The sequence below is a fragment of the Agrobacterium sp. NPDC058088 genome (assembly GCF_042885035.1).
In the GTDB taxonomy this organism is placed as follows: domain Bacteria; phylum Pseudomonadota; class Alphaproteobacteria; order Rhizobiales; family Rhizobiaceae; genus Agrobacterium.
Genome location: NZ_JBHVSU010000011.1, coordinates 14,586 through 34,350, shown reverse-complemented (window position 1 = coordinate 34,350; position 19,765 = coordinate 14,586). Strand labels below are relative to the sequence as shown.

At 59.7% G+C, this 19,765-nt stretch carries 16 protein-coding genes; 6 read left to right on the top strand and 10 right to left on the bottom strand.

Annotated features, from left to right (window positions below; all coding sequences use genetic code 11):
* Nucleotides 1–9: 9 nt before the first annotated feature.
* Nucleotides 10–555: an LPS assembly lipoprotein LptE gene (gene lptE, locus ACFVTJ_RS21855; protein ID WP_386910687.1), complete on the bottom strand. Its 546-nt coding sequence runs from the start codon at nt 553–555 to the stop codon at nt 10–12.
* Nucleotides 548–3,178: a leucine--tRNA ligase gene (gene leuS / locus ACFVTJ_RS21850; RefSeq protein WP_386910686.1), complete on the bottom strand. Its 2,631-nt coding sequence runs from the start codon at nt 3,176–3,178 to the stop codon at nt 548–550. The genes lptE and leuS overlap by 8 nt, the downstream gene beginning before the upstream one ends.
* A gap of 191 nt (nt 3,179–3,369) precedes the next feature.
* On the opposite strand from leuS, the gene ACFVTJ_RS21845 reads away from it, so the two are divergent.
* Nucleotides 3,370–4,029, top strand: a complete 660-nt coding sequence (locus ACFVTJ_RS21845) for a YggS family pyridoxal phosphate-dependent enzyme (protein WP_220331594.1) — start codon at nt 3,370–3,372, stop codon at nt 4,027–4,029.
* Nucleotides 4,030–4,086: 57 nt separating this feature from the next.
* On the opposite strand, the gene ACFVTJ_RS21840 is transcribed toward ACFVTJ_RS21845, so the two are convergent.
* Nucleotides 4,087–4,788, bottom strand: coding sequence for a DUF1013 domain-containing protein (locus ACFVTJ_RS21840; protein ID WP_386910685.1), 702 nt, complete (start codon nt 4,786–4,788; stop codon nt 4,087–4,089).
* A gap of 230 nt (nt 4,789–5,018) precedes the next feature.
* On the opposite strand from ACFVTJ_RS21840, the gene acs reads away from it, so the two are divergent.
* Complete coding sequence (acs, locus tag ACFVTJ_RS21835) at nt 5,019–6,971, top strand: acetate--CoA ligase (protein WP_386910684.1); 1,953 nt, start codon at nt 5,019–5,021, stop codon at nt 6,969–6,971.
* 107 nt (nt 6,972–7,078) lie between these two features.
* Here the strand turns inward: acs and ACFVTJ_RS21830 are convergent, their stop codons facing one another.
* The 6 genes from ACFVTJ_RS21830 to ACFVTJ_RS21805 form a co-directional block, all read right to left on the bottom strand.
* Nucleotides 7,079–8,086 carry a TRAP transporter substrate-binding protein gene (locus tag ACFVTJ_RS21830; RefSeq protein ID WP_386910683.1) on the bottom strand — a complete coding sequence of 336 codons (1,008 nt, stop codon included), beginning with the start codon at nt 8,084–8,086 and terminating at the stop codon, nt 7,079–7,081.
* Nucleotides 8,087–8,125: 39 nt separating this feature from the next.
* Nucleotides 8,126–9,403 carry a TRAP transporter large permease gene (locus tag ACFVTJ_RS21825; RefSeq protein ID WP_386910682.1) on the bottom strand — a complete coding sequence of 426 codons (1,278 nt, stop codon included), beginning with the start codon at nt 9,401–9,403 and terminating at the stop codon, nt 8,126–8,128.
* A 4-nt stretch (nt 9,404–9,407) separates the two neighbouring features.
* Nucleotides 9,408–9,938, bottom strand: coding sequence for a TRAP transporter small permease (locus ACFVTJ_RS21820; RefSeq protein ID WP_063951481.1), 531 nt, complete (start codon nt 9,936–9,938; stop codon nt 9,408–9,410).
* Between the two features lie 21 nt (nt 9,939–9,959).
* Complete coding sequence (locus ACFVTJ_RS21815) at nt 9,960–11,120, bottom strand: fumarylacetoacetate hydrolase family protein (protein ID WP_386910681.1); 1,161 nt, start codon at nt 11,118–11,120, stop codon at nt 9,960–9,962.
* 204 nt (nt 11,121–11,324) lie between these two features.
* Complete coding sequence (locus ACFVTJ_RS21810) at nt 11,325–12,041, bottom strand: FadR/GntR family transcriptional regulator (protein WP_386910793.1); 717 nt, start codon at nt 12,039–12,041, stop codon at nt 11,325–11,327.
* Nucleotides 12,042–12,156: 115 nt separating this feature from the next.
* Nucleotides 12,157–13,599, bottom strand: a complete 1,443-nt coding sequence (locus ACFVTJ_RS21805) for an FAD-binding oxidoreductase (protein ID WP_386910680.1) — start codon at nt 13,597–13,599, stop codon at nt 12,157–12,159.
* Nucleotides 13,600–13,793: 194 nt separating this feature from the next.
* Between ACFVTJ_RS21805 and denD the strand changes: the two genes are divergently transcribed.
* The 4 genes from denD to ACFVTJ_RS21785 all read left to right on the top strand — a co-directional run bounded on the left by denD (nt 13,794) and on the right by ACFVTJ_RS21785 (nt 18,556).
* Entirely contained in the window at nt 13,794–14,780 is a 987-nt protein-coding gene (denD, locus tag ACFVTJ_RS21800) for a D-erythronate dehydrogenase (protein ID WP_386910679.1), read from the top strand.
* Nucleotides 14,777–15,679, top strand: a complete 903-nt coding sequence (locus ACFVTJ_RS21795; protein WP_386910678.1) for an NAD(P)-dependent oxidoreductase — start codon at nt 14,777–14,779, stop codon at nt 15,677–15,679. The genes denD and ACFVTJ_RS21795 overlap by 4 nt, the downstream gene beginning before the upstream one ends.
* 9 nt (nt 15,680–15,688) lie before the next feature.
* Nucleotides 15,689–17,470: an IlvD/Edd family dehydratase gene (locus tag ACFVTJ_RS21790; protein WP_386910677.1), complete on the top strand. Its 1,782-nt coding sequence runs from the start codon at nt 15,689–15,691 to the stop codon at nt 17,468–17,470.
* Between the two features lie 111 nt (nt 17,471–17,581).
* Nucleotides 17,582–18,556 carry a threonine/serine dehydratase gene (locus tag ACFVTJ_RS21785; RefSeq protein WP_386910676.1) on the top strand — a complete coding sequence of 325 codons (975 nt, stop codon included), beginning with the start codon at nt 17,582–17,584 and terminating at the stop codon, nt 18,554–18,556.
* An 8-nt stretch (nt 18,557–18,564) separates the two neighbouring features.
* On the opposite strand, the gene ACFVTJ_RS21780 is transcribed toward ACFVTJ_RS21785, so the two are convergent.
* A complete protein-coding gene (locus ACFVTJ_RS21780; RefSeq protein ID WP_386910675.1) occupies nt 18,565–19,668 on the bottom strand; it encodes an NAD(P)/FAD-dependent oxidoreductase in 1,104 nt (367 codons plus the stop codon).
* Nucleotides 19,669–19,765 lie beyond the last annotated feature (97 nt).

The window sequence follows — 19,765 nt, the reverse complement described above, 5'->3', positions numbered from 1 at the left end:
CCGCCGCTCTCAGCGGCCGAGGGTGGCGGCGATATCGGTGCGGATGATTTCGGCAAGTTCGCGCGCCGCACGGTTTTCGGCGTCGCGGGTTGCCCGGATCTTGGCGAATTCCTGCTGCGGCAGATCCACCTGCGCCGTGACGCTGCGGCGCGCGGAGCGCAGGATCTGACCGTCGGAAATGCGCGTCAGCACGTATTGGCCGCTCATGATAACACGGCCCGGATACGGCCCGTCGTAATTGTTGTTCGTCCGTGTCGTCAGATCGTAGTTCTGCACCTCTGTCGAGGAAGCGCTCGAGCTGACCGAAACCTTGACGTTATATTGCGCCGTCGTCGGCTGTCCAGCGCCGCCGGCCAGAAGGAAAATCAGCTGGTTGCGAACTTCCTGTCCAACCCTGCCGCCGATATCGGAGACGCTGACGGCGGCAAGCCTTTCCTTGTTGCCGGAAGCCTCGCCATAGAGCGGGCGCACCTGGCAGCCCGCCAGAAGACCAGCCATCATCACGACGGAAATTGCTGCCGCGACGCGGCTCCATCTCGAAAAAACGTCAGACAACAATGTTCACAATCCTCTGCGGAACCACGATGACTTTCTTGGGCTCGCCGCCGGCAAGAAGAGATTTGACGGCATCCAGAGCAAGGGCAGCCGCGCGGACCGCATCTTGATCCGCATCGCGCGCGATTGTCAATTCGCCGCGCTTCTTGCCATTGACCTGCACGGGCATGACCACGTCGTTTTCCTCGACCAGCGATGGCACGAAAGTTGGCCATGGCGTCTCAGCCACCAGGCCTTCATTGCCCAGTGCCGCCCAGCATTCTTCCGCCAGATGTGGCGTCATGGGGGCGATGATGCGGATCAGGATTTCGACGGCGTCACGCGCTGCCGCCTTGACGTCATCGGACTTTCCGCCCGCAGCGACATCCGCAAGCGGACCGGCGAGTGCATTGACCAGTTCATAGATGCGGGCAATGGCCTTGTTGAAGGCGAGCTTGTCCAGATCTTCCTGAACGGCCTTCAGCGTCTTGTGAGCCGCCTTGGAGGCCGCCAGCCCTTCACCCTCGGTCGCCGGCTTCGGCTTCACGCCCTTCAGCTGTTCGGCAGCCTCGCCGATGATGCGCCAGACGCGCTGGACGAATCGGTTTGCGCCTTCTACGCCCGATTCGGACCAGATCACATCGCGATCGGGTGGAGAGTCCGACAGCACAAAGAACCGCGCGGTATCGGCGCCGTAGGATGCGATGATATCGTCAGGATCGACCACGTTCTTTTTCGACTTCGACATCTTCTCGATCGAGCCGATCTTCACCTCTTCGCCGGACGAGAGCAGGAAGGCGCGGCGTGTGCCGTCGGTTTCTTCAATCCGCAGGTCTGCAGGCGGCACCCACTCGCGCGCCGTGCCTTCACCGCGGCTGTAGGTCTCATGGACCACCATGCCCTGGGTGAACAGACCCTTGAAGGGTTCCTTGACGTCCACATGACCTGTTTCGCGCATCGCACGGGTGAAGAAGCGAGAATAGAGCAGATGCAGGATAGCGTGCTCGATGCCACCGATATATTGATCGACCGGCAGCCAGTGGTTGGCGACCTGCGGATCGGTCGGTGCGTCTTCCCACGGCGCGGTGAAGCGCGTGTAATACCAGCTGGAATCGACGAAGGTGTCCATCGTGTCGGTTTCGCGGCGCGCGTCATGGCCGCATTGCGGGCAGGAGACATGGCGCCAGGTAGGGTGCCGGTCCAGCGGGTTGCCGGGCACGTCGAACGTCACGTCGTCGGGCAGCTTGACCGGCAGGTCCTTTTTCGGAACCGGAACCACACCGCAGACTTCGCAATGGATGACCGGGATCGGGCAACCCCAATAACGCTGGCGGGAAATGCCCCAGTCGCGCAGGCGGAAATTGACCTTGCGCTCGGCCTGAGGCGCGTTGCCCAGCGTCTGTGCCGACAGCTTCTGCACGACTGCCTCGAAGGCATCCGTCGTTTTCATGCCATTCAGGAAGCCGGAGTTGATCATCACGCCGTCGTCGGTGTAGGCGGTGTCATCGACCGTGAAGGTCTCCGCATCAGGCCCTTCGGGGGCGACGACCGCCACGACCGGCAGACCGTATTTGCGCGCAAAGTCCAGGTCGCGCTGGTCGCCGGAGGGGCAACCGAAGATCGCGCCGGTGCCGTAATCCATCAACACGAAATTGGCGACGTAGACCGGCAATTCCCAGGTCGGATCCAGCGGATGGACGACCTTGACGCCGGTATCGATGCCCTTCTTTTCAGCCGTTTCCAGCGCGGCCAGAGACGTGCCATGGCGGCGGCATTCATCACAGAATTCGGCGATGGCGGGATTTTTTTCCGACAGCTCTTTCGCCAGCGGGTGGTCGGCGGCGATGGCCAGGAAGGAGGCGCCAAACAGCGTGTCGGGGCGCGTGGTATAGACTGTGATGTCAGAAAAGCCTTCCGGCGCCGTGTCCGCAACGGTCTGCCAGCGCAGCGACAGGCCTTCGGAGCGGCCGATCCAGTTCTTCTGCATCAGGCGCACTTTTTCCGGCCACTGATCCAGCGTGTCCAGCTCGTCCAGCAGGTCCTGGCTAAAATCGGTGATGCGGAAGAACCATTGCGTCAGCTCTCGCTGTTCGACCAGCGCGCCGGAGCGCCAGCCGCGGCCGTCGATGACCTGCTCGTTGGCCAGAACGGTATGGTCGACCGGGTCCCAATTGACCTTCGACTGCTTGCGGTAGACCAGACCCTTTTCCATGAAGTCCACGAAAAGCGCCTGCTGGCGATGATAATATTCCACATCGCAGGTCGCGAATTCGCGCGTCCAGTCGAGGGACAGGCCCATGGATTTCAGCTGACCACGCATGGTGGCGATATTCTGGTAGGTCCAATCCTTCGGGTGGACCTTGTTCTGCATGGCGGCGTTTTCGGCCGGCATGCCGAAAGCATCCCAACCCATCGGGTGCAGGACGTTAAAACCGCGGGCGCGCTTGTAGCGGGCGACGACGTCACCCATGGCATAGTTGCGGACATGGCCCATGTGGATGCGACCCGAAGGATAGGGAAACATCTCTAGAACGTAATATTTCTCACGCGGATCGCTGTTGTCTGTCACGAAGACCTTGTCTTCGTTCCATTTCTGCTGCCAGCGCGGCTCGGCGTCGCGAGGATTGTAACGTTCGATGGCCATTGTCTAAAATTCCGGGTATCGAGGGGAAAAATGTGCGCTGACCTTCACCATGAAACGACCGGGGCGTCAAGTTTGGCGGGGCGTTCGGCGGTGCAATCTTGGCCAGCGTGCCTCAAATGGTGCTAAAGGCGCTTGGCATCAAGGGATTCGGCGTCTAGTTAGCGGTTCGAACGGTTAAAAAAGGTCTTGTGATGGAAATCGAAGCACGTCTTCAGGATGTCAGGCAGCGCATTGCGGATGTGGCGGAAAAATCCGGCCGCAAGGCGGCAGATGTTGCCCTCGTCGCGGTATCGAAGACCTTCGAGGCGGAAGCGATCCAGCCGGTCATCGATGCCGGCCAGCGTGTGTTCGGGGAGAACCGCGTGCAGGAAGCGCAGGGCAAGTGGCCGGCACTGAAAGAGAAGACTGATGGCATAGAACTGCATCTGATCGGCCCGTTGCAGTCCAACAAGGCTGCGGACGCCGTGGCATTGTTTGATGTCGTCGAGAGCGTCGACCGCGAAAAGATCGCCCGCGCGCTTGCCGAGGAATGCGGCAAACAGGGCCGCAGCCTTCGTTTTTATGTGCAGGTCAATACCGGGCTTGAGCCGCAAAAGGCGGGCATCGATCCGCGTGAGACCGTCGCTTTCGTGGCTCTTTGCCGGGATGAGTTGAAATTGCCGGTCGAGGGGCTGATGTGCATTCCGCCGGCAGATGAAAATCCCGGTCCACATTTTGCGCTGCTGGCGAAGCTTGCCAAGCAATGTGGCCTGGAAAAACTCTCCATGGGCATGTCCGGTGATTTCGAAACGGCCGTCGAATTCGGCGCGACCAGTGTTCGTGTGGGCTCGGCGATCTTCGGCACGCGATAAGGCCATAAACAAAAAACCCGGCACTGAGGCCGGGTTTTAAGCATTCGAAAACGTCGATCAGTACTGATCGTCCTCGTCTTCGTCCTTCTGAGTGGATTTCAGCGAGGAGAGCTTCTTGAAGACCGCATCGGCGTCGATCTGGTCGTCTTCCTCACGCTGGAAGTTGTAATCCAGGCCTTCGGTGACGGCCGCGGGCTGCAGCGTGTTATCCAGTTCTTCGGCGGTCGGCAGCGGACGGCCGCGCGAGGCGCGCTCGACTTCGAGGTCGAGATCGATCTGGCTGCAGAGGCCGAGTGTGACCGGGTCCATCGGCGTCAGGTTGGCCGAGTTCCAGTGCGTGCGGTCGCGGATTTGCTCGATGGTCGACTTCGTGGTCCCGACGAGACGCGAAATCTGCGCATCCTTCAGTTCCGGGTGGTTGCGAACGAGCCACAGAATGGCGTTCGGACGATCCTGACGCTTGGAAACCGGCGTGTAACGCGGGCCGCGACGCTTGGATTCCGGCACGCGCACCTTCGGCTCGGAAAGCTTCAGCTTGTGGTTCGGGTTGCCTTCGGCGCGGGCGATTTCATCGCGGGAAAGCTGTCCGGTCGCGATCGGGTCAAGGCCCTTGATGCCCTGCGCGGCTTCACCGTCGGCAATTGCCTTGACTTCAAGCGGATGCAGTTTGCAGAACGTGGCGATCTGATCGAACGACAGCGCGGTGTTGTCAACCAGCCATACAGCCGTTGCCTTTGGCATGAGCAATTGTTGAGCCATAGATACAGTCCTTCTGTCCGTCCGCGCCGGTGTCGCGGGCGTGGTATCAACCACTGATTTCCGGGATATTGCCGCTCTATAACCGGATTGCATCATAATTGCAATTCTTTGCGAAACAAATGACCTTTGTCTAATTGCCGTGCGCAATTGACCTGCTATGAATTCAACACATGCCTGAGGTGGGAGTCTCGGGCCGCGTCAGAAGCCATACCCGGTTCCAGGAGGAGTTCATGTCTGCCAAAATCTACCCGGTGCTCAAGTCGGCGAAAGCCCGCACGCTCATCGACAATGAGCGTTACCAGAAATGGTACCAGGAGAGCGTCGAGGATCCTGAAAAGTTCTGGGACAAGCACGGCCGGCGGATTGACTGGTTCAAGCCCTATACCAAGGTCAAGAACACGTCCTTCAGGGGTAGGGTGCCGATCAAGTGGTTCGAGGATGGCCTGACCAACGTCTCCTACAACTGTATCGATCGCCATCTGAAGACGCATGGCGAGCGCACGGCCATCATCTGGGAAGGTGATAACCCCTACATCGACAAGAAGATCACCTATAACCAGCTTTATGATTATGTCTGCCGTCTGGCCAACGTGCTGAAAAAGCACGGAGTCAAAAAGGGTGATCGTGTCACCATCTACATGCCGATGATTCCCGAAGCGGCTTACGCGATGCTTGCCTGCGCGCGCATCGGCGCAGTGCATTCCGTCGTGTTTGGCGGCTTCTCGCCCGAAGCGCTGGCAGGCCGTATTGTCGACTGCGAATCGACCTTCGTCATCACCTGCGATGAAGGCGTACGTGGCGGCAAGCCTATCCCGCTCAAGGAAAACACCGACAAGGCGATCGATATCGCTGCCAAGCAATATGTCATCGTCAACAAGGTTCTGGTGGTGCGCCGCACCGGCGGCAAGACCGGCTGGGCGCCGGGCCGCGACATCTGGTACCATCAGGAAATCGCCACCGTGAAACCGGATTGCCCGCCGGTAAAGATGCGCGCGGAAGACCCGCTGTTCATCCTCTACACGTCGGGCTCGACCGGTAAGCCCAAGGGCGTGTTGCATACCACGGGCGGCTACCTCGTTTATACGTCTATGACGCACGAGTATGTCTTCGACTACAAGGACGGCGAGGTTTACTGGTGTACGGCCGACGTCGGCTGGGTCACCGGCCATTCCTACATCGTCTACGGGCCGCTCGCGAATTGCGCGACGACACTCATGTTCGAAGGCGTGCCCAACTTCCCGGATCAGGGCCGCTTCTGGGAAGTCATCGACAAACACAAGGTCAATATCTTCTATACGGCGCCGACAGCGCTCAGATCGTTGATGGGTGCTGGCGACCAGTTCGTGAAGCGCTCCTCGCGCAGCAGCCTGCGCCTGCTCGGCACGGTGGGTGAGCCGATCAATCCGGAAGCATGGGAATGGTATTACCATGTGGTCGGCGAGGACAAGAGCCCGATCGTCGACACATGGTGGCAGACGGAAACCGGCGGCATTCTCATCTCGCCGCTGCCGGGCGCGACCGATCTGAAACCCGGCTCGGCGACAAGGCCGTTCTTCGGTGTGCAGCCGCAGCTCGTCGATGCCGAAGGCAATGTGCTGGAGGGGCCGGCGGACGGCAACCTCTGCATCATCGACAGCTGGCCGGGCCAGTCGCGCTCGGTCTATGGCGATCATCAGCGCTTCATCGACACTTACTTCTCCACCTACAAGGGCAAGTACTTCACCGGCGATGGCTGCCGTCGTGATGAGGACGGTTATTACTGGATCACCGGCCGCGTCGATGACGTGCTGAACGTTTCCGGTCATCGTCTCGGCACGGCCGAGGTGGAATCGGCGCTGGTGTCGCATCATCAGGTCTCGGAAGCGGCTGTGGTCGGTTATCCGCATCCGATCAAGGGCCAGGGCATTTATTGTTATGTCACGCTGATGGCAGGCCAGAACGGAGACTATGCGCTGCGCGAAGAGTTGGTGAAACACGTGCGCAACGAAATCGGGCCGGTTGCGACACCTGACAAGATCCAGTTTGCGCCGGGCCTGCCCAAGACCCGTTCCGGCAAGATCATGCGGCGTATCCTGCGCAAGATCGCTGAGGACGACTTCGGCGCGCTGGGAGATACGTCAACGCTCGCCGATCCGGCTGTTGTCGACGACCTCATCGCCAACCGGCAGAACCGTACGGCGTGATCTTTTTAGAGGCTGCTTCGGCAGCCTTTTTCCTGTTGGCTGTTTTCCCAAACAAAAACACCCGGAGGCGGAACCTCCGGGTGTTTTTTAGTTCTATTCAGTAGGGCTTACTGGCCGCGGATTTTCTTCAGGTCCGCCAGAACGGCGTCAACGACGTCGGCGCCGATTTCAGCCTTGTGCTTTTCATAAACGACCATCGACTTTTCGCGGATACGTGCCTGCTCTTCAGGAGACAGCGTGTTCACTTCGAGGCCGGCAGCCTTGATCTTTTCCAGCGACTTCTGGTTCAGTTCGCGGATGACCTTGCGTTCTTCATCACGACCCACAACCGCGCATTCGCGCAGGGCTGCCTGTTCTTCCGGCGTGTAGCTGTCGAAGATCGGCTTGGAGAAGAGGAAGAGGAACGGCGTGTAGGCGTGGTTCGTCTCGGTGATGTACTTCTGCACCTCGTAGAACTTGGAGGTGTCGATCGTCACATAGGGGTTTTCCTGCGCGTCGATCGCGTTGGTTTCAAGCGCCGAGAACACTTCGCCGAAGGCCATCGGCGTCGCGTTGGCGCCGAGGTTCTGGAAGGTGTCGAGGAAGATGTTGTTCTGCATCACGCGGACCTTGAGGCCCGAGAAATCTTCCCACTTGTTGACGGCATGCTTGGAGTTCGACAGGTTGCGGAAGCCGTTTTCCCAGTAGGCCAGGTTTACGAGGCCCTGTTCTTCCAGCTTCTTGTTCATCATGTCGCCGAAAGCGCCGTCCATGACAGCGTCAGCTTCCTTGTCGTTCGCAAAGAGGAACGGCAGGTCGAAGACGCCGAGCGACGGGATGAGACCGACGAGCGGCGACGAGGACGTTACAACGGCTTCCTGAACGCCGGAGCGCAGTGCCTGTGTCGCCTGAAGGTCACCGCCGAGGGCGCCGCCCCAGAATGCCGTCAGCTTCAGCTTGCCGCCCGACTTGTCGTCGAGGCAGGCCTGCATGGCCTTGATGCCGTTGCCAACAGGGTGATCCTGGTTGATGCCGTTCGAAACGCGTATGTTGCGGCTGTTAAATTCGGCCATTGCCGGCGCTGCCGCGCTGACGGCGAAAGCGATTGCCGTGGTGGTCAGAAGAAGCTTTCTCATAATATCCTCCCTTGGATTGTGGTCGAGAAAAAGTTTCGATTAACGAAGGTACTGCAACGGTACGAGGACGATGTCCGGGAAAATCACCAGCAACGCCAGGACGATGGTTTCGGCAACGAGGAACGGCCAGACACCGATCGTGACCTTGCCGAGCGGGATGCGGCCGACGCCGCTGACAACGTTGAGCACCACGCCGACCGGCGGGGTAATCAGGCCGATGGCGTTGTTGATGATGAAGAGGACACCGAAATAGACCGGGTCGATGCCCGCCTGCTTGACGATCGGCATCAGGACAGGTGTCAGGATCAGGATGGTCGGCGTCAGGTCGAGCGCGGTGCCGACGACGAAGACCAGCACCATGATGACAGCCATCAGCAGCATCGGGCGGTCGATCAACGGCTCGATATAACCGGCAACTTCGTTCGGAATGTTCGCAGCTGTGATAAGCCATGCGGAGACGAGCGCCGCGCAGACCAGGAACATGATGATCGAGGTGCTTTTGGCGGCGCGCAGGAGCACGTGGAACAGGTCCGCCGGCTTCAGTTCGCGATAGATCACCATGCCGACGAAAAGGGCATAGGCGGCAGCCACGACGGCGGCTTCCGTCGGCGTCATGATGCCGGCCTTGATGCCGCCGAGGATGATGACGGGCATGCCGAGAGCCCAGCCGGCGCGAGCCGTGGCTGTAACGCGTTCCTTGGCCGTGGTTCTCGGCAGGGGCTTGACGTCATCCTTGCGCACCACGATCAGCCAGGCGACGATCAGCGAGATGCCCATCAGAATACCGGGTACGATACCGGCAAGGAAAAGCTGGGTGATCGAGACGTTAGCGGCGACACCGAAGACGATGAAGGCCATGGACGGCGGAATGACCGGGGCGATGATACCGCCAGCGGCGATCAGGCCGCCGGAGCGCGGAATATTGTAACCGGCCTTCGCCATCATCGGGATGAGGATTGCAGCAAGCGCTGCGGTATCGGCTGCGGCCGAGCCGGAAATACTGGCCATGATGATGGCAGCGACGATGGCCACGATGCCGAGGCCGCCCCTGATATGGCCGACCAGCGCGATCGCAAAGTCGATGATGCGGCGGGAAAGGCCGCCGGAATTCATCAGTTCGCCGGCCAGGATGAAGAAGGGGATGGCAAGCAGGGTGAAGGTGTCTGCGCCCGAGATCATGTTCTGCGCGATGATCGCGGTGTTGAACATGCCCATGTACCACATGAGCACGACGCCACAGAACATCAGCGAGAAAGCGACGGGAACGCCAATCGCCATGGCTCCCAGAAGAGAGCCGACAAAAACAAAAAGTGTCATGGTATCAGCGCTCCGAAAGCTGTTCGATCGTCAGATTCTCGCCCGCGAACTGGGCGATTTCGTCTTCCGTGACGCGGCCGGTCAATTGCCGGTAGAGACGTTCCAGCGCGATGACGAACATCAGGCCACCCGTGAACATGCCGATGCCATAGACCCAGATCATGGAGAGCTTGGTGACCGGCGCGTGCATGCTGGCGTTGATGCCGGACTGTTTCCATGTGCCCCAGAAGAAGATGGCGGAACAGGCCAGAATGATGATGTTCGAGATGATCATGCAGACGATGCGGGCGCGGCGCGACAGAAACATCACGAGCGTTTCAATGCCCATATGGCTGTTCTCGCGGAAGGTCAGCACGGCGCCCAGGAAGGTCAGCCATACGAAGAAGTAGCGTGACAGCTCTTCAGAGACATTGATGCCGGAATTCATCGTGTAACGCATGACGACGTTGACGAAGACCATGATCGACATGCCAGCAAGCAGCGCGACGAGAATGATTTCGAGAATCCGGTAAAAGAGATTGATAGTCTTTTGCATTTTCCCCTCCCGAAGAAATATCTAGAGCAGCCCTCGTTTCGCCAGGTTGCGCATCAGGGCCGCGGTGCCGAACGTCCATTCCGGGCATTCGTCAGTCGTCGTGACCCAGTTGATCAGCTTACCGAGCTTGGGCGTGGAGATTTCGACACGGTCACCCTTTGAATGGGTGAAACCGAGACCAGGGCCGTGGCGGTCCTTGACCGGCGCAAACATGGTGCCAAGGAAAAAGACCGCGCCGTCAGGATATTGATGGTTACGGTTCAAAAGCTGAGAGCTAAGATTTTCCGGCGTGCGGCTGATTGCTTCCATGGGGCTGACGCCCGTCATGGTGAAGCCGTCTTCGCCCTCGACCAGCAGCGAAATCTGCGACTTCTTCACATCCTCAAGGGTGAAGTTGCCGTCGAACAGGCGGATGAAAGGACCGATCGCGCAGGAGGCATTATTGTCCTTCGCCTTGCTGAGCAGCAGGGCGGAACGGCCTTCGAAGTCGCGCAGGTTGACGTCGTTGCCAAGCGTCGCGCCAACGATACGGCCGTCGGAGGTGATGGCCAGCACCACTTCCGGCTCCGGATTGTTCCATTGTGATTTCGGATGAACGCCGATCAGTGCGCCGCAGCCGACCGAGGCCATGGCCTGCGCCTTGGAGAAGATTTCCGCATCCGGGCCGATGCCCACTTCCAGATATTGCGACCAGAGGCCCATTTCCTGGAGCAGTTTCTTCACTTCGGCAGCTTTTTCGGAGCCGGCCTCAAGTCCTTTGAGATTGTCGCCGAGAACAGGCGCCAGCCGTCCGCGAATTTCCTGCGCACGCATCGGATCGCCTTTGGCCTGTTCCTCGATCACGCGTTCCAGCATGCTGTCGGCGAAGGTAACGCCGGCGGCCTTGACGGCCTGAATGTCATTGGGCGCAAGGAGTTCGCCGGCGGAACCGTCCAGAAACGCTTCGAGTGCTCCGAGTGCGACGAAGGTGCCGGTGTCAGCGAGCCGTTCGACCAGATCCGCCTTCTCCAGAAGTTCGGACATGATGGGGGAAATCGACGTAAGGTCATAAAGCACGCCGCCCTTGAGCAGCACGGGGCAGGGGCCGCCTTCGCTTTTCGACCAGACGCGGCCGACGAGCAGAGCGTTTTCGAAATCTTCAGGCAAAATTGCGATAGCGTCGATGGACCTTCTACCGGTCATGTAGTCCTCCCCTTCAGCACCCGACATACCGCCTCCTGCGGTCTTATTGTCTGGATGTCTGACAACCTAATCCCATTCTTCTTAGTATGACTTTTGCAGGGAGTCTAGCGGTACATTAGACAAAAATTCGCCTTATTCGCCATCGCCATCCAACAAATGCGGTCAAGCTGTCCTATAGCTTCAATACCCGACGGGAGCCGAAGATCAGAAGATGTCGAGATCGATGTTCAGCCGCCGAGCAGCGCCTAAAATGTGCTGGCGCATGGCATCTCGCGCCAGCGCAACGTTTCGCGATGCAATCGCGTCTCGCAGTACGACGTGCTCGTTGATGGTGATTTCCAGGATTTCGCCGTAAACGGCACGCGAAAAAGCGGTGTTGATTGCCGAACTGATGCGCTGGGCAATGAAGCCAAGAAAAATCAGGAAATATTCATTACCGGTGGCTTCCGCCATGGTGCGATGGAAATCGAGATCAGCCTCAACCCCGTCTTTGGACCATTCTATGGCGTTGCGCATGCCGTAGATGGCCTTGTCGAACTTTTCCAGATGTTCGGGTTTGTGATGCAACGCCGCAAGGCCGGCAGCATCGATCTCCAGCGACATTCGAAGCTGCATCAGATCCCTGAAGTTTTCGGGATCGTTGAGGGTGGATTGCTCGATCCGGATCGACAGTCGTTGCCGCGGATCGGTAACGAAGGCGCCTACGCCCTGCCGGGTTTCAACGAAACCTTCGTTGCGCAATTGCGCGATCGCCTCACGGATAACAGAGCGGCTGACGCCGAAGGTTTTCGCAAGAACATGTTCCGTCGGCAGCCTGTCGCCTGGCCCGAGTTTCGAATCATTGATCTCGCGAGCGATCTCCACGGCGATACGGCCGGGCAGATGATCGTTGCGATGTATCTGATTGAACTCCAACGTCATGATTGCTCCCGTTCCAAAGAAACGATTGGTTCGTTTTTCCGCGGCAACGACTTCCTCCTTCGCTGCCAGCGGGTTTTCAAAGGCGGTGTGTTCAACCGCCTTTGTCATTTCTCGATTAGCTATCCGCTTGCAGGCTTATCTGGCAACCGGGATTCATCCGCAAATCAGGGTCGAAGGTGTTTTTCAGGCCAGTGATCATCCGCCGCTGCACATCAGATAGCCGGCTTTCGAAATCGGAGCGTTTTAGGCGACCAATGCCGTGCTCGGCGCTGATGCTGCCGACGTAGCGGTCGATGACCTCGTTCACGAGTGTCTTGGACTTGTAGATGAAGGCCTCACGCTCTTCGGGTGTTGTGCCGTCGGGTGGCAGTACGTTGAGATGGACATTGCCGTCTCCGACATGGCCGTATGAAACCGCCAGGCATTGCGGCAGTTTTTCCGCCAGTTCGGCCTCGGCTTCGGCCACGAAGGCTGCGAGTTTTGACAGCGGCACGGAAATATCGGTGCGCATATGGCTGCCGCGCAGCGCCTGGCCTTCGTTCATGCCCTCGCGGAACAGCCATAGCGATTGCGCCTGCGCACGGGAGGAGGCGATGACGCCGTCCAGAACCAGCCCGTCTTCCATGACGCCTTCGAGGAAGCGCCCCATCAGGTCCGCCGTGTCGACCAGGCCGGAGCCTGAAATTTCCATCAGTACATAGGCCGGGTAATCACCGGCGATCGGCATTTTGAGATCGGGGATTGCCTCGATCGCCAGAGTGAAGGCGACCGGCGGCATGAATTCGAAGGCGGACATGAGGTCGCAGCATTCGCGGCGGGCGCGGCGGTAAAGCTTGATGGCATCATCAAGCGAATTAAGGCCGAGCAGGGCCGTTTCGACGTGCTCTGGATTGGGATAAAGCTTGACCGCAACGGCGGTAATGATGCCGAGTGTTCCTTCTGCACCGATGAAAAGCTGCTTCAGGTCGATGCCGCGATTATCCTTGCGCAGGGTCGACAGGCCGTTCCAGATGGTGCCATCTGGTAGAACCACTTCCAGACCCAGCACCAGTTCGCGGGTCATGCCATAACGCAGGACATTGATGCCGCCGGCATTGGTGGACACATTGCCTCCGATGCGGCAGCTGCCCTGCGCGCCAAGCGACAGCGGGAAGAACATGCCCTTGTCCTGAACCGCATCCTTGAATTCCGAGAGGATACAGCCGGCTTCGACCACGGCTGAAAAATCGTCGCCATCGATGGTGCGGATCGCATTCATGCGCTCAAGGCTCAGCACAATCTGATGTTTGGGCGCATCGGGAATGCCGCCGAGCACAAGTCCGGTATTGCCACCCTGGGGGATGATGGCGAGGCCGAGTTCGGCGCAGGCGAGCACGGTATCGGACACTTCCTTGGTTGAGCGGGGGCGGACCACGGCTACGGCCGAGCTGGTAACGTCGCCGTGCCAGTCACGGCAATAACGCAGCATGTCTTCCTGCGATGTCAACAGCAGGCCCTCGCCCAGCCTGTTCTTCAGCGAAAACCGCAATTCCTCGATATCGTGTTCGCTCAATTCCACCCTCTCCGTCCAATCCGCCCTAAAATACCCGGGCAAGAGTCTTTCGCCCTTGCTTTTACCGGTTCTTGAAAAATAGTATTTTCAATTGGATCATATAAGGTTATCAGACAACCTTACAAGCTAATTTATCGGTCGGTTGGCCGATGATGTTTTTTCGGTCTCGGGAGAATGACCGGGACAAAGAGGAGGAAGACATGCATATCGCAATCATCGGTGCCGCTGGCATGGTGGGCCGCAAGCTGACACAGCGTCTCGTCAAGGATGGATCACTTGGCGGCAGGCCGGTTGAGAAGTTTACTCTTATCGACGTGTTCCAGCCTGAAGCTCCCACGGGTTTTTCCGGTGCAGTCGATGCGCGTGCGGCCGATCTCTCGGCGCCGGGCGAAGCCGAAAAGCTGGTCGAAGCCCGTCCGGACGTCATCTTCCACCTTGCGGCCATCGTCTCCGGCGAAGCCGAACTCGATTTCGACAAAGGGTACCGCATCAATCTCGACGGCACACGTTATCTCTTCGACGCCATCCGCATTGCCAACGGCAAGGATGGTTACAAGCCACGCGTGGTCTTTACCTCCTCGATTGCCGTCTTCGGCGCGCCGCTTCCCTATCCGATCCCGGATGAATTCCACACCACGCCGCTGACCAGCTACGGCACGCAGAAGGCGATCTGCGAGCTGCTGCTGTCCGATTATAGCCGTCGCGGTTTCTTCGACGGCATCGGCATTCGCCTGCCAACGATCTGCATTCGCCCCGGTAAGCCGAATGCAGCTGCCTCCGGCTTCTTCTCCAACATTCTGCGCGAGCCGCTGGTTGGGCAGGAAGCGGTTCTGCCGGTGCCGGAAAATATTCGCCACTGGCATGCCTCGCCGCGTTCCGCCGTCGGTTTCCTCATCCACGGCGCCACTATCGATGTCGAAAAGGTCGGTCCGCGCCGGAACCTGTCGATGCCGGGCCTCAGCGCCACCGTTGGCGAACAGATCGAAGCGCTGCGGAAGGTCGCGGGCGAAAAGGCCGTTGCCCTCATTCGCCGTGAGCCGAACGAGATGATCATGCGCATGTGCGAGGGTTGGGCACCCGGTTTCGAAGCGAAACGCGCCCGCGAGCTTGGCTTCACGGCCGAAAGCTCCTTCGAAGAGATCATTCAGGTTCACATCGAGGACGAGCTGGGAGGTTCCCTGAAATGAGTGTCAGCGGGGAGGAGAAGAAGCGGTCAATCGCCTTTATCGGCACCGGCCTGATGGGCGGGCCTATGGCGCGGCGTTTGCTCGGTGCCGGCTTTTTGGTGACGGTCTGGAACCGTAGCGCCGATAAGGCCGAAGCCCTTGTCGCTGACGGTGCGGTTGTCGCGGCATCTCCGGCAGAGGCCGCGAAGAATGCCGATATCGTCATCACCATGCTGAGCGACGGCAATGCTGTGGGCGAGGTGCTGTTTGAGGCGGGTGTAGCAGAGGCGCTTGCCAAGGGTGCCATCGTGATCGATAGCAGTTCGATTGCGCCGCCGATTGCGCGGGAGCATTCGTCGCGCCTCCAGGCGCTCGGCATTCATCATGTCGACGCACCGGTTTCTGGTGGTGTCCCCGGCGCAACGGCCGGGACGCTTGCCATCATGGCGGGTGGTGACGAGGCTCTGGTCGCCGGACTTGCGGATGTCTTCGCGCCGATGGGACGGTTGACTTATGTCGGCCCCTCGGGTGCGGGCCAGCTCTGCAAGCTCGCCAATCAGCAGATCGTCGCCATTACAATCGGCGCGGTTGCTGAAGCGATGATGTTGGTGGAAGCGGGAGGAGCCTCCCGCGAAGGTTTCCGCAACGCCATACGCGGCGGTTTTGCCGAAAGCCGGATTCTTGAACTGCATGGCGAGCGCATGGTGAACCGCAATTTCGTGCCGGGTGGTCCCTCCAAGTTCCAGCTCAAGGACCTGAACGGCGTGCTGGCAACGGCGAAGGATCTGTCGCTTAACCTGCCGCTTACCCAGCAGGTCACGCGGGAATTCGATGACTTCGTTGGCGACGGCGGGGCCGATATCGACCATAGCGGCATCCTGCTTTATCTCGAAAAACTCAACAACCGCGAACGGGGCTGAAGCGATCTCATGAGCGATAAGACACCCATACGCCGCCTGCGATCCCAGGACTGGTTCGACAATCCTGATCATCTCGACATGACGGCGCTCTATCTGGAGCGCTTCATGAATTATGGCGTGACCCCGGAAGAACTGCGGTCCGGCAAGCCGGTCATCGGCATCGCCCAGAGCGGCAGCGACCTGACGCCCTGTAACCGTGTCCATGTGGAACTGGTCAAGCGGGTGCGGGACGGCATCCGCGATGCGGGCGGTATTCCGATCGAGTTTCCGACGCATCCGATGTTCGAAAACTGCAAGCGCCCGACGGCGGCGCTTGACCGCAATCTCGCCTATCTCAGCCTCGTGGAGGTGCTTTACGGTTACCCCCTCGATGGTGTCGTTCTGACCACCGGTTGCGACAAGACCACGCCTTCGGCGCTGATGGCGGCGAGCACGGTCGATATTCCGGCCATCGTGCTTTCCGGCGGGCCTATGCTCGATGGTTATCATGACGGCGATCTGGTTGGTTCCGGCACCGTCATCTGGCGCATGCGCCGCAAATACGGTGCGGGCGAAATCACCCGTGAGGAGTTTTTGCAGGCAGCGCTGGAATCGGCTCCTTCGGTTGGCCACTGCAACACCATGGGCACGGCCTCCACCATGAATGCCATGGCGGAAGCGCTCGGCATGTCGCTCACCGGCTGCGGTGCGATCCCTGCGGCTTACCGCGAACGCGGTCAGATGGCCTATCGTACCGGCCGACGCGCCGTGGAACTGGTGATCGAGAATATCAAGCCTTCGGACATCATGACGCGCGAAGCCTTCCTGAACGCGATCCGCGTCAACTCGGCGATTGGCGGGTCCACCAATGCGCAGCCGCATCTGGCGGCCATGGCGAAACATGCGGGTGTCGAGCTTCGCGAAGAGGACTGGCATGCTCACGGCTACGATATTCCGCTGCTGGCGAATGTTCAGCCGGCCGGTAAGTGGCTGGGCGAAAAATATCATCGCGCCGGCGGAACGCCCGCCATCATGTGGGAGCTTCTGCAGGCCGGTAAGCTCGACGGCAGCTGTCCGACCGTGACCGGCAAGACGATGGCGGAAAATCTGGACGGGCGTGAATCGACCGACCGCAACGTGATCCTGCCCTATGACAAACCGCTCAAGGAACGGGCCGGTTTCCTGGTTCTCAAGGGCAATCTCTTCGATTTCGCCATCATGAAGACGAGCGTGATCTCGGCGGAATTCCGCCAGCGTTATCTCAGCGAGCCGGGCCGCGAGGGGATATTCGAGGGCAAGTGCGTCGTATTCGACGGTTCGGAGGATTATCACGCCCGTATCAACGATCCCTCACTTGATATTGATGAGCGCACCATTCTCGTCATTCGAGGTGCGGGGCCGCTCGGCTGGCCAGGTTCGGCCGAGGTCGTCAACATGCAGCCACCGGACGCGCTGTTGAAAAAAGGCATTACCAGCCTGCCGACGATCGGCGACGGCCGGCAATCGGGAACGGCGGATAGCCCGTCGATCCTCAACGCTTCCCCTGAAAGTGCGGCGGGTGGCGGTCTCGCATGGCTTCGCACCGGCGACGTCATCCGCATCGACTTCAACAAGGGGGAGTGCAACGCGCTGGTGCCGGATGAGGAGCTCAACGCCCGTAAGGCTGACGGCATTCCCGCCGTTCCTGCGGATGCGACACCCTGGCAACGCATCTATCGTCAATCGGTGACCCAGCTTTCGGATGGCGCGGTTCTAGAAGGGGCTGCGGATTTCCGCCGGATCGCCGAAAAGATGCCTCGGCACAATCATTGATCACATAGGACAAAATCCCCGCCACGTCCGGGGATTTTTCTTTTCCGGGCGGTTTCACAATTGATTGCAACCTCTTAATGTACCCGCAAATCCGCATCACAGGGGCACGACATGACAGATATTTCGATGATAGAGGCCGCGCGTGGGCGCATCGGCAGCCATGCGGTTCGCACACCGCTTCTCTCATCGCCTTTTCTGGACGAGATTGCCGGGCGGAAGCTGTTCGTAAAGGCCGAATGCCTGCAGAGAACGGGTTCCTTCAAGTTTCGCGGCGGCTGGTCGGCCGTCTCCGGCCTTCCGGCGGAGGTGCGCGCCAAGGGCGTGATCGCCTTTTCCTCCGGCAACCATGCGCAGGGCGTGGCGCTTGCCGCCCGGCTGCACAATGTTCCCGCCGTCATCATCATGCCGTCGGATGCGCCGAAGATCAAAATCGACAACACCCTGGCCTATGGCGCGGAGGTGGTGCTCTATGACCGTGCTAACGAAGATCGCGACGCCATCGGTGATCGCATTTCGCGTGAGCGTGGGCTGACGCTGATCAGGCCCTATGACGAACCGCTGGTCATTGCCGGGCAGGGGACAGTGGGGCTGGAGATTGCCGAACAGGGCGCGGAGCTGGGCATCGGTGGGGCCGAGGTTCTGGTGCCCTGCGGTGGCGGTGGCCTCACCTCCGGCATCTCCCTGGCACTCGCAGCAAAAGCGCCGAACTACAAGGTCAGGACGTCGGAACCGGCGCGGTTCGACGATGTGGCGCGCTCCCTTGCTGCGGGTAAGATCGAGCGTAACGCGACGACCTCGGGCTCGATCTGCGATGCGATCGTCACGCCGCAGCCCGGCAACATTACTTTCCCCATCATGGCCGGGCTCTGCGGAAAAGGCATTGCCGTGACCGAGGAGGAAGCGCTGCGGGCTATGGTTCTCGCTTTTAACCGGCTGAAGATCGTTGTCGAACCAGGCGGTGCGGTGGCGCTGGCGGCGGCCCTCTTCCACGGCGATGAACTGGAAAGCGGAACGGTGATCGCAGTCGCTTCCGGCGGCAATGTCGATCTGGAGATCATGGCCGGCGCCCTGTCCCGTTTCGGCTGAGGTTAAGGTTAGGCTTCTAGCCGTGCGGCAACCTCATCGGCAATTGCCAGCGAGGCGGTGAGGCCGGGGCTTTCTATGCCGAACAGATTGACGAGGCCGGCGAGGCCATGCATTTCCGGCCCATCAATGCGGAAGTCCATGGCCGGTTCGTCCGGGCCAGAAATCTTCGGCCGAATCCCGGAATAGGCTGGAATCAGCGCATGGTCCGGAAGGCCCGGCCAATAGCGTCTTATGGCGTCGCTGAAACCCTCCGTGCGGCGAGGATCGACGGCATAGTCGATGGTATCAACCCATTCCACATCCGGGCCGAACCGGGCCTGACCTGCGAGATCGAGCGTCAGGTGCACGCCAAGGCCGTGGGCGTGTGGTGCGGGATAGATCAACCGAGAAAAAGGCGATTTGCCTGTCAGTGAAAAATAGCTGCCCTTGGCGAAATGCGCCTGCGGGATCGACTCTGACGGCAGCCCTTCTATCATTGCTGCCACCATCGGCGCGACCAGGCCGGCGGAATTGACGAGCAGTCGGCATGTGAGGCTGACAGGCTCCTTTCCGCCGACATGAACTCGGAAACCGTCGCCCAGCGCTTCCGCCCTTTCGAATGGTGCGTCGAGCGCAAGGGCCGCGCCATGGTCCTCCGCCTCGCCCAGCAGCGCCAGCATATAGCCATGGCTGTCGATGATGCCCGTCGACGGCGAGAGCAGGGCTGAGCTGCAGGCGATGGCAGGCTCAAGTGAAAGTGCCTGTCGCTGGTCAATCAACTCCAGATCGTTGCAGCCATTGGCTTTGCCTTTTGCGCCAAGCGCAGCGAGCAGGGGTGTTTCGTTCTCGCATGTGGCGACGATGAGTTTACCGCAGCGGCGGTGCGCAACGCCGTGGCTCCGGCAGAATTCATAAAGCCGCTCCTTACCCTCGAAACAGAGCCTCGCCTTCAGGCTTCCGGCTGGATAATAGAGCCCCGCATGAATGACCTCGCTGTTGCGGGAAGAAGTTGCGGAGCCGAATTCCTTCTCGCTTTCCAGAACGATGACCAAGAGGCCGCGCATTGACAATTCGCGGGCCGTCGCAAGTCCGATCACGCCCGCTCCGATGATGATGGCGTCGATGTCAGTCATGTCTTCCTGTCCATGGAGAGGTCGTTTGAACAAACTCCGTCCCGCCGCGTTAATAGTCCGCGATGGGTAGATTGATGCTTGTTGGGAGGCAAGTGAC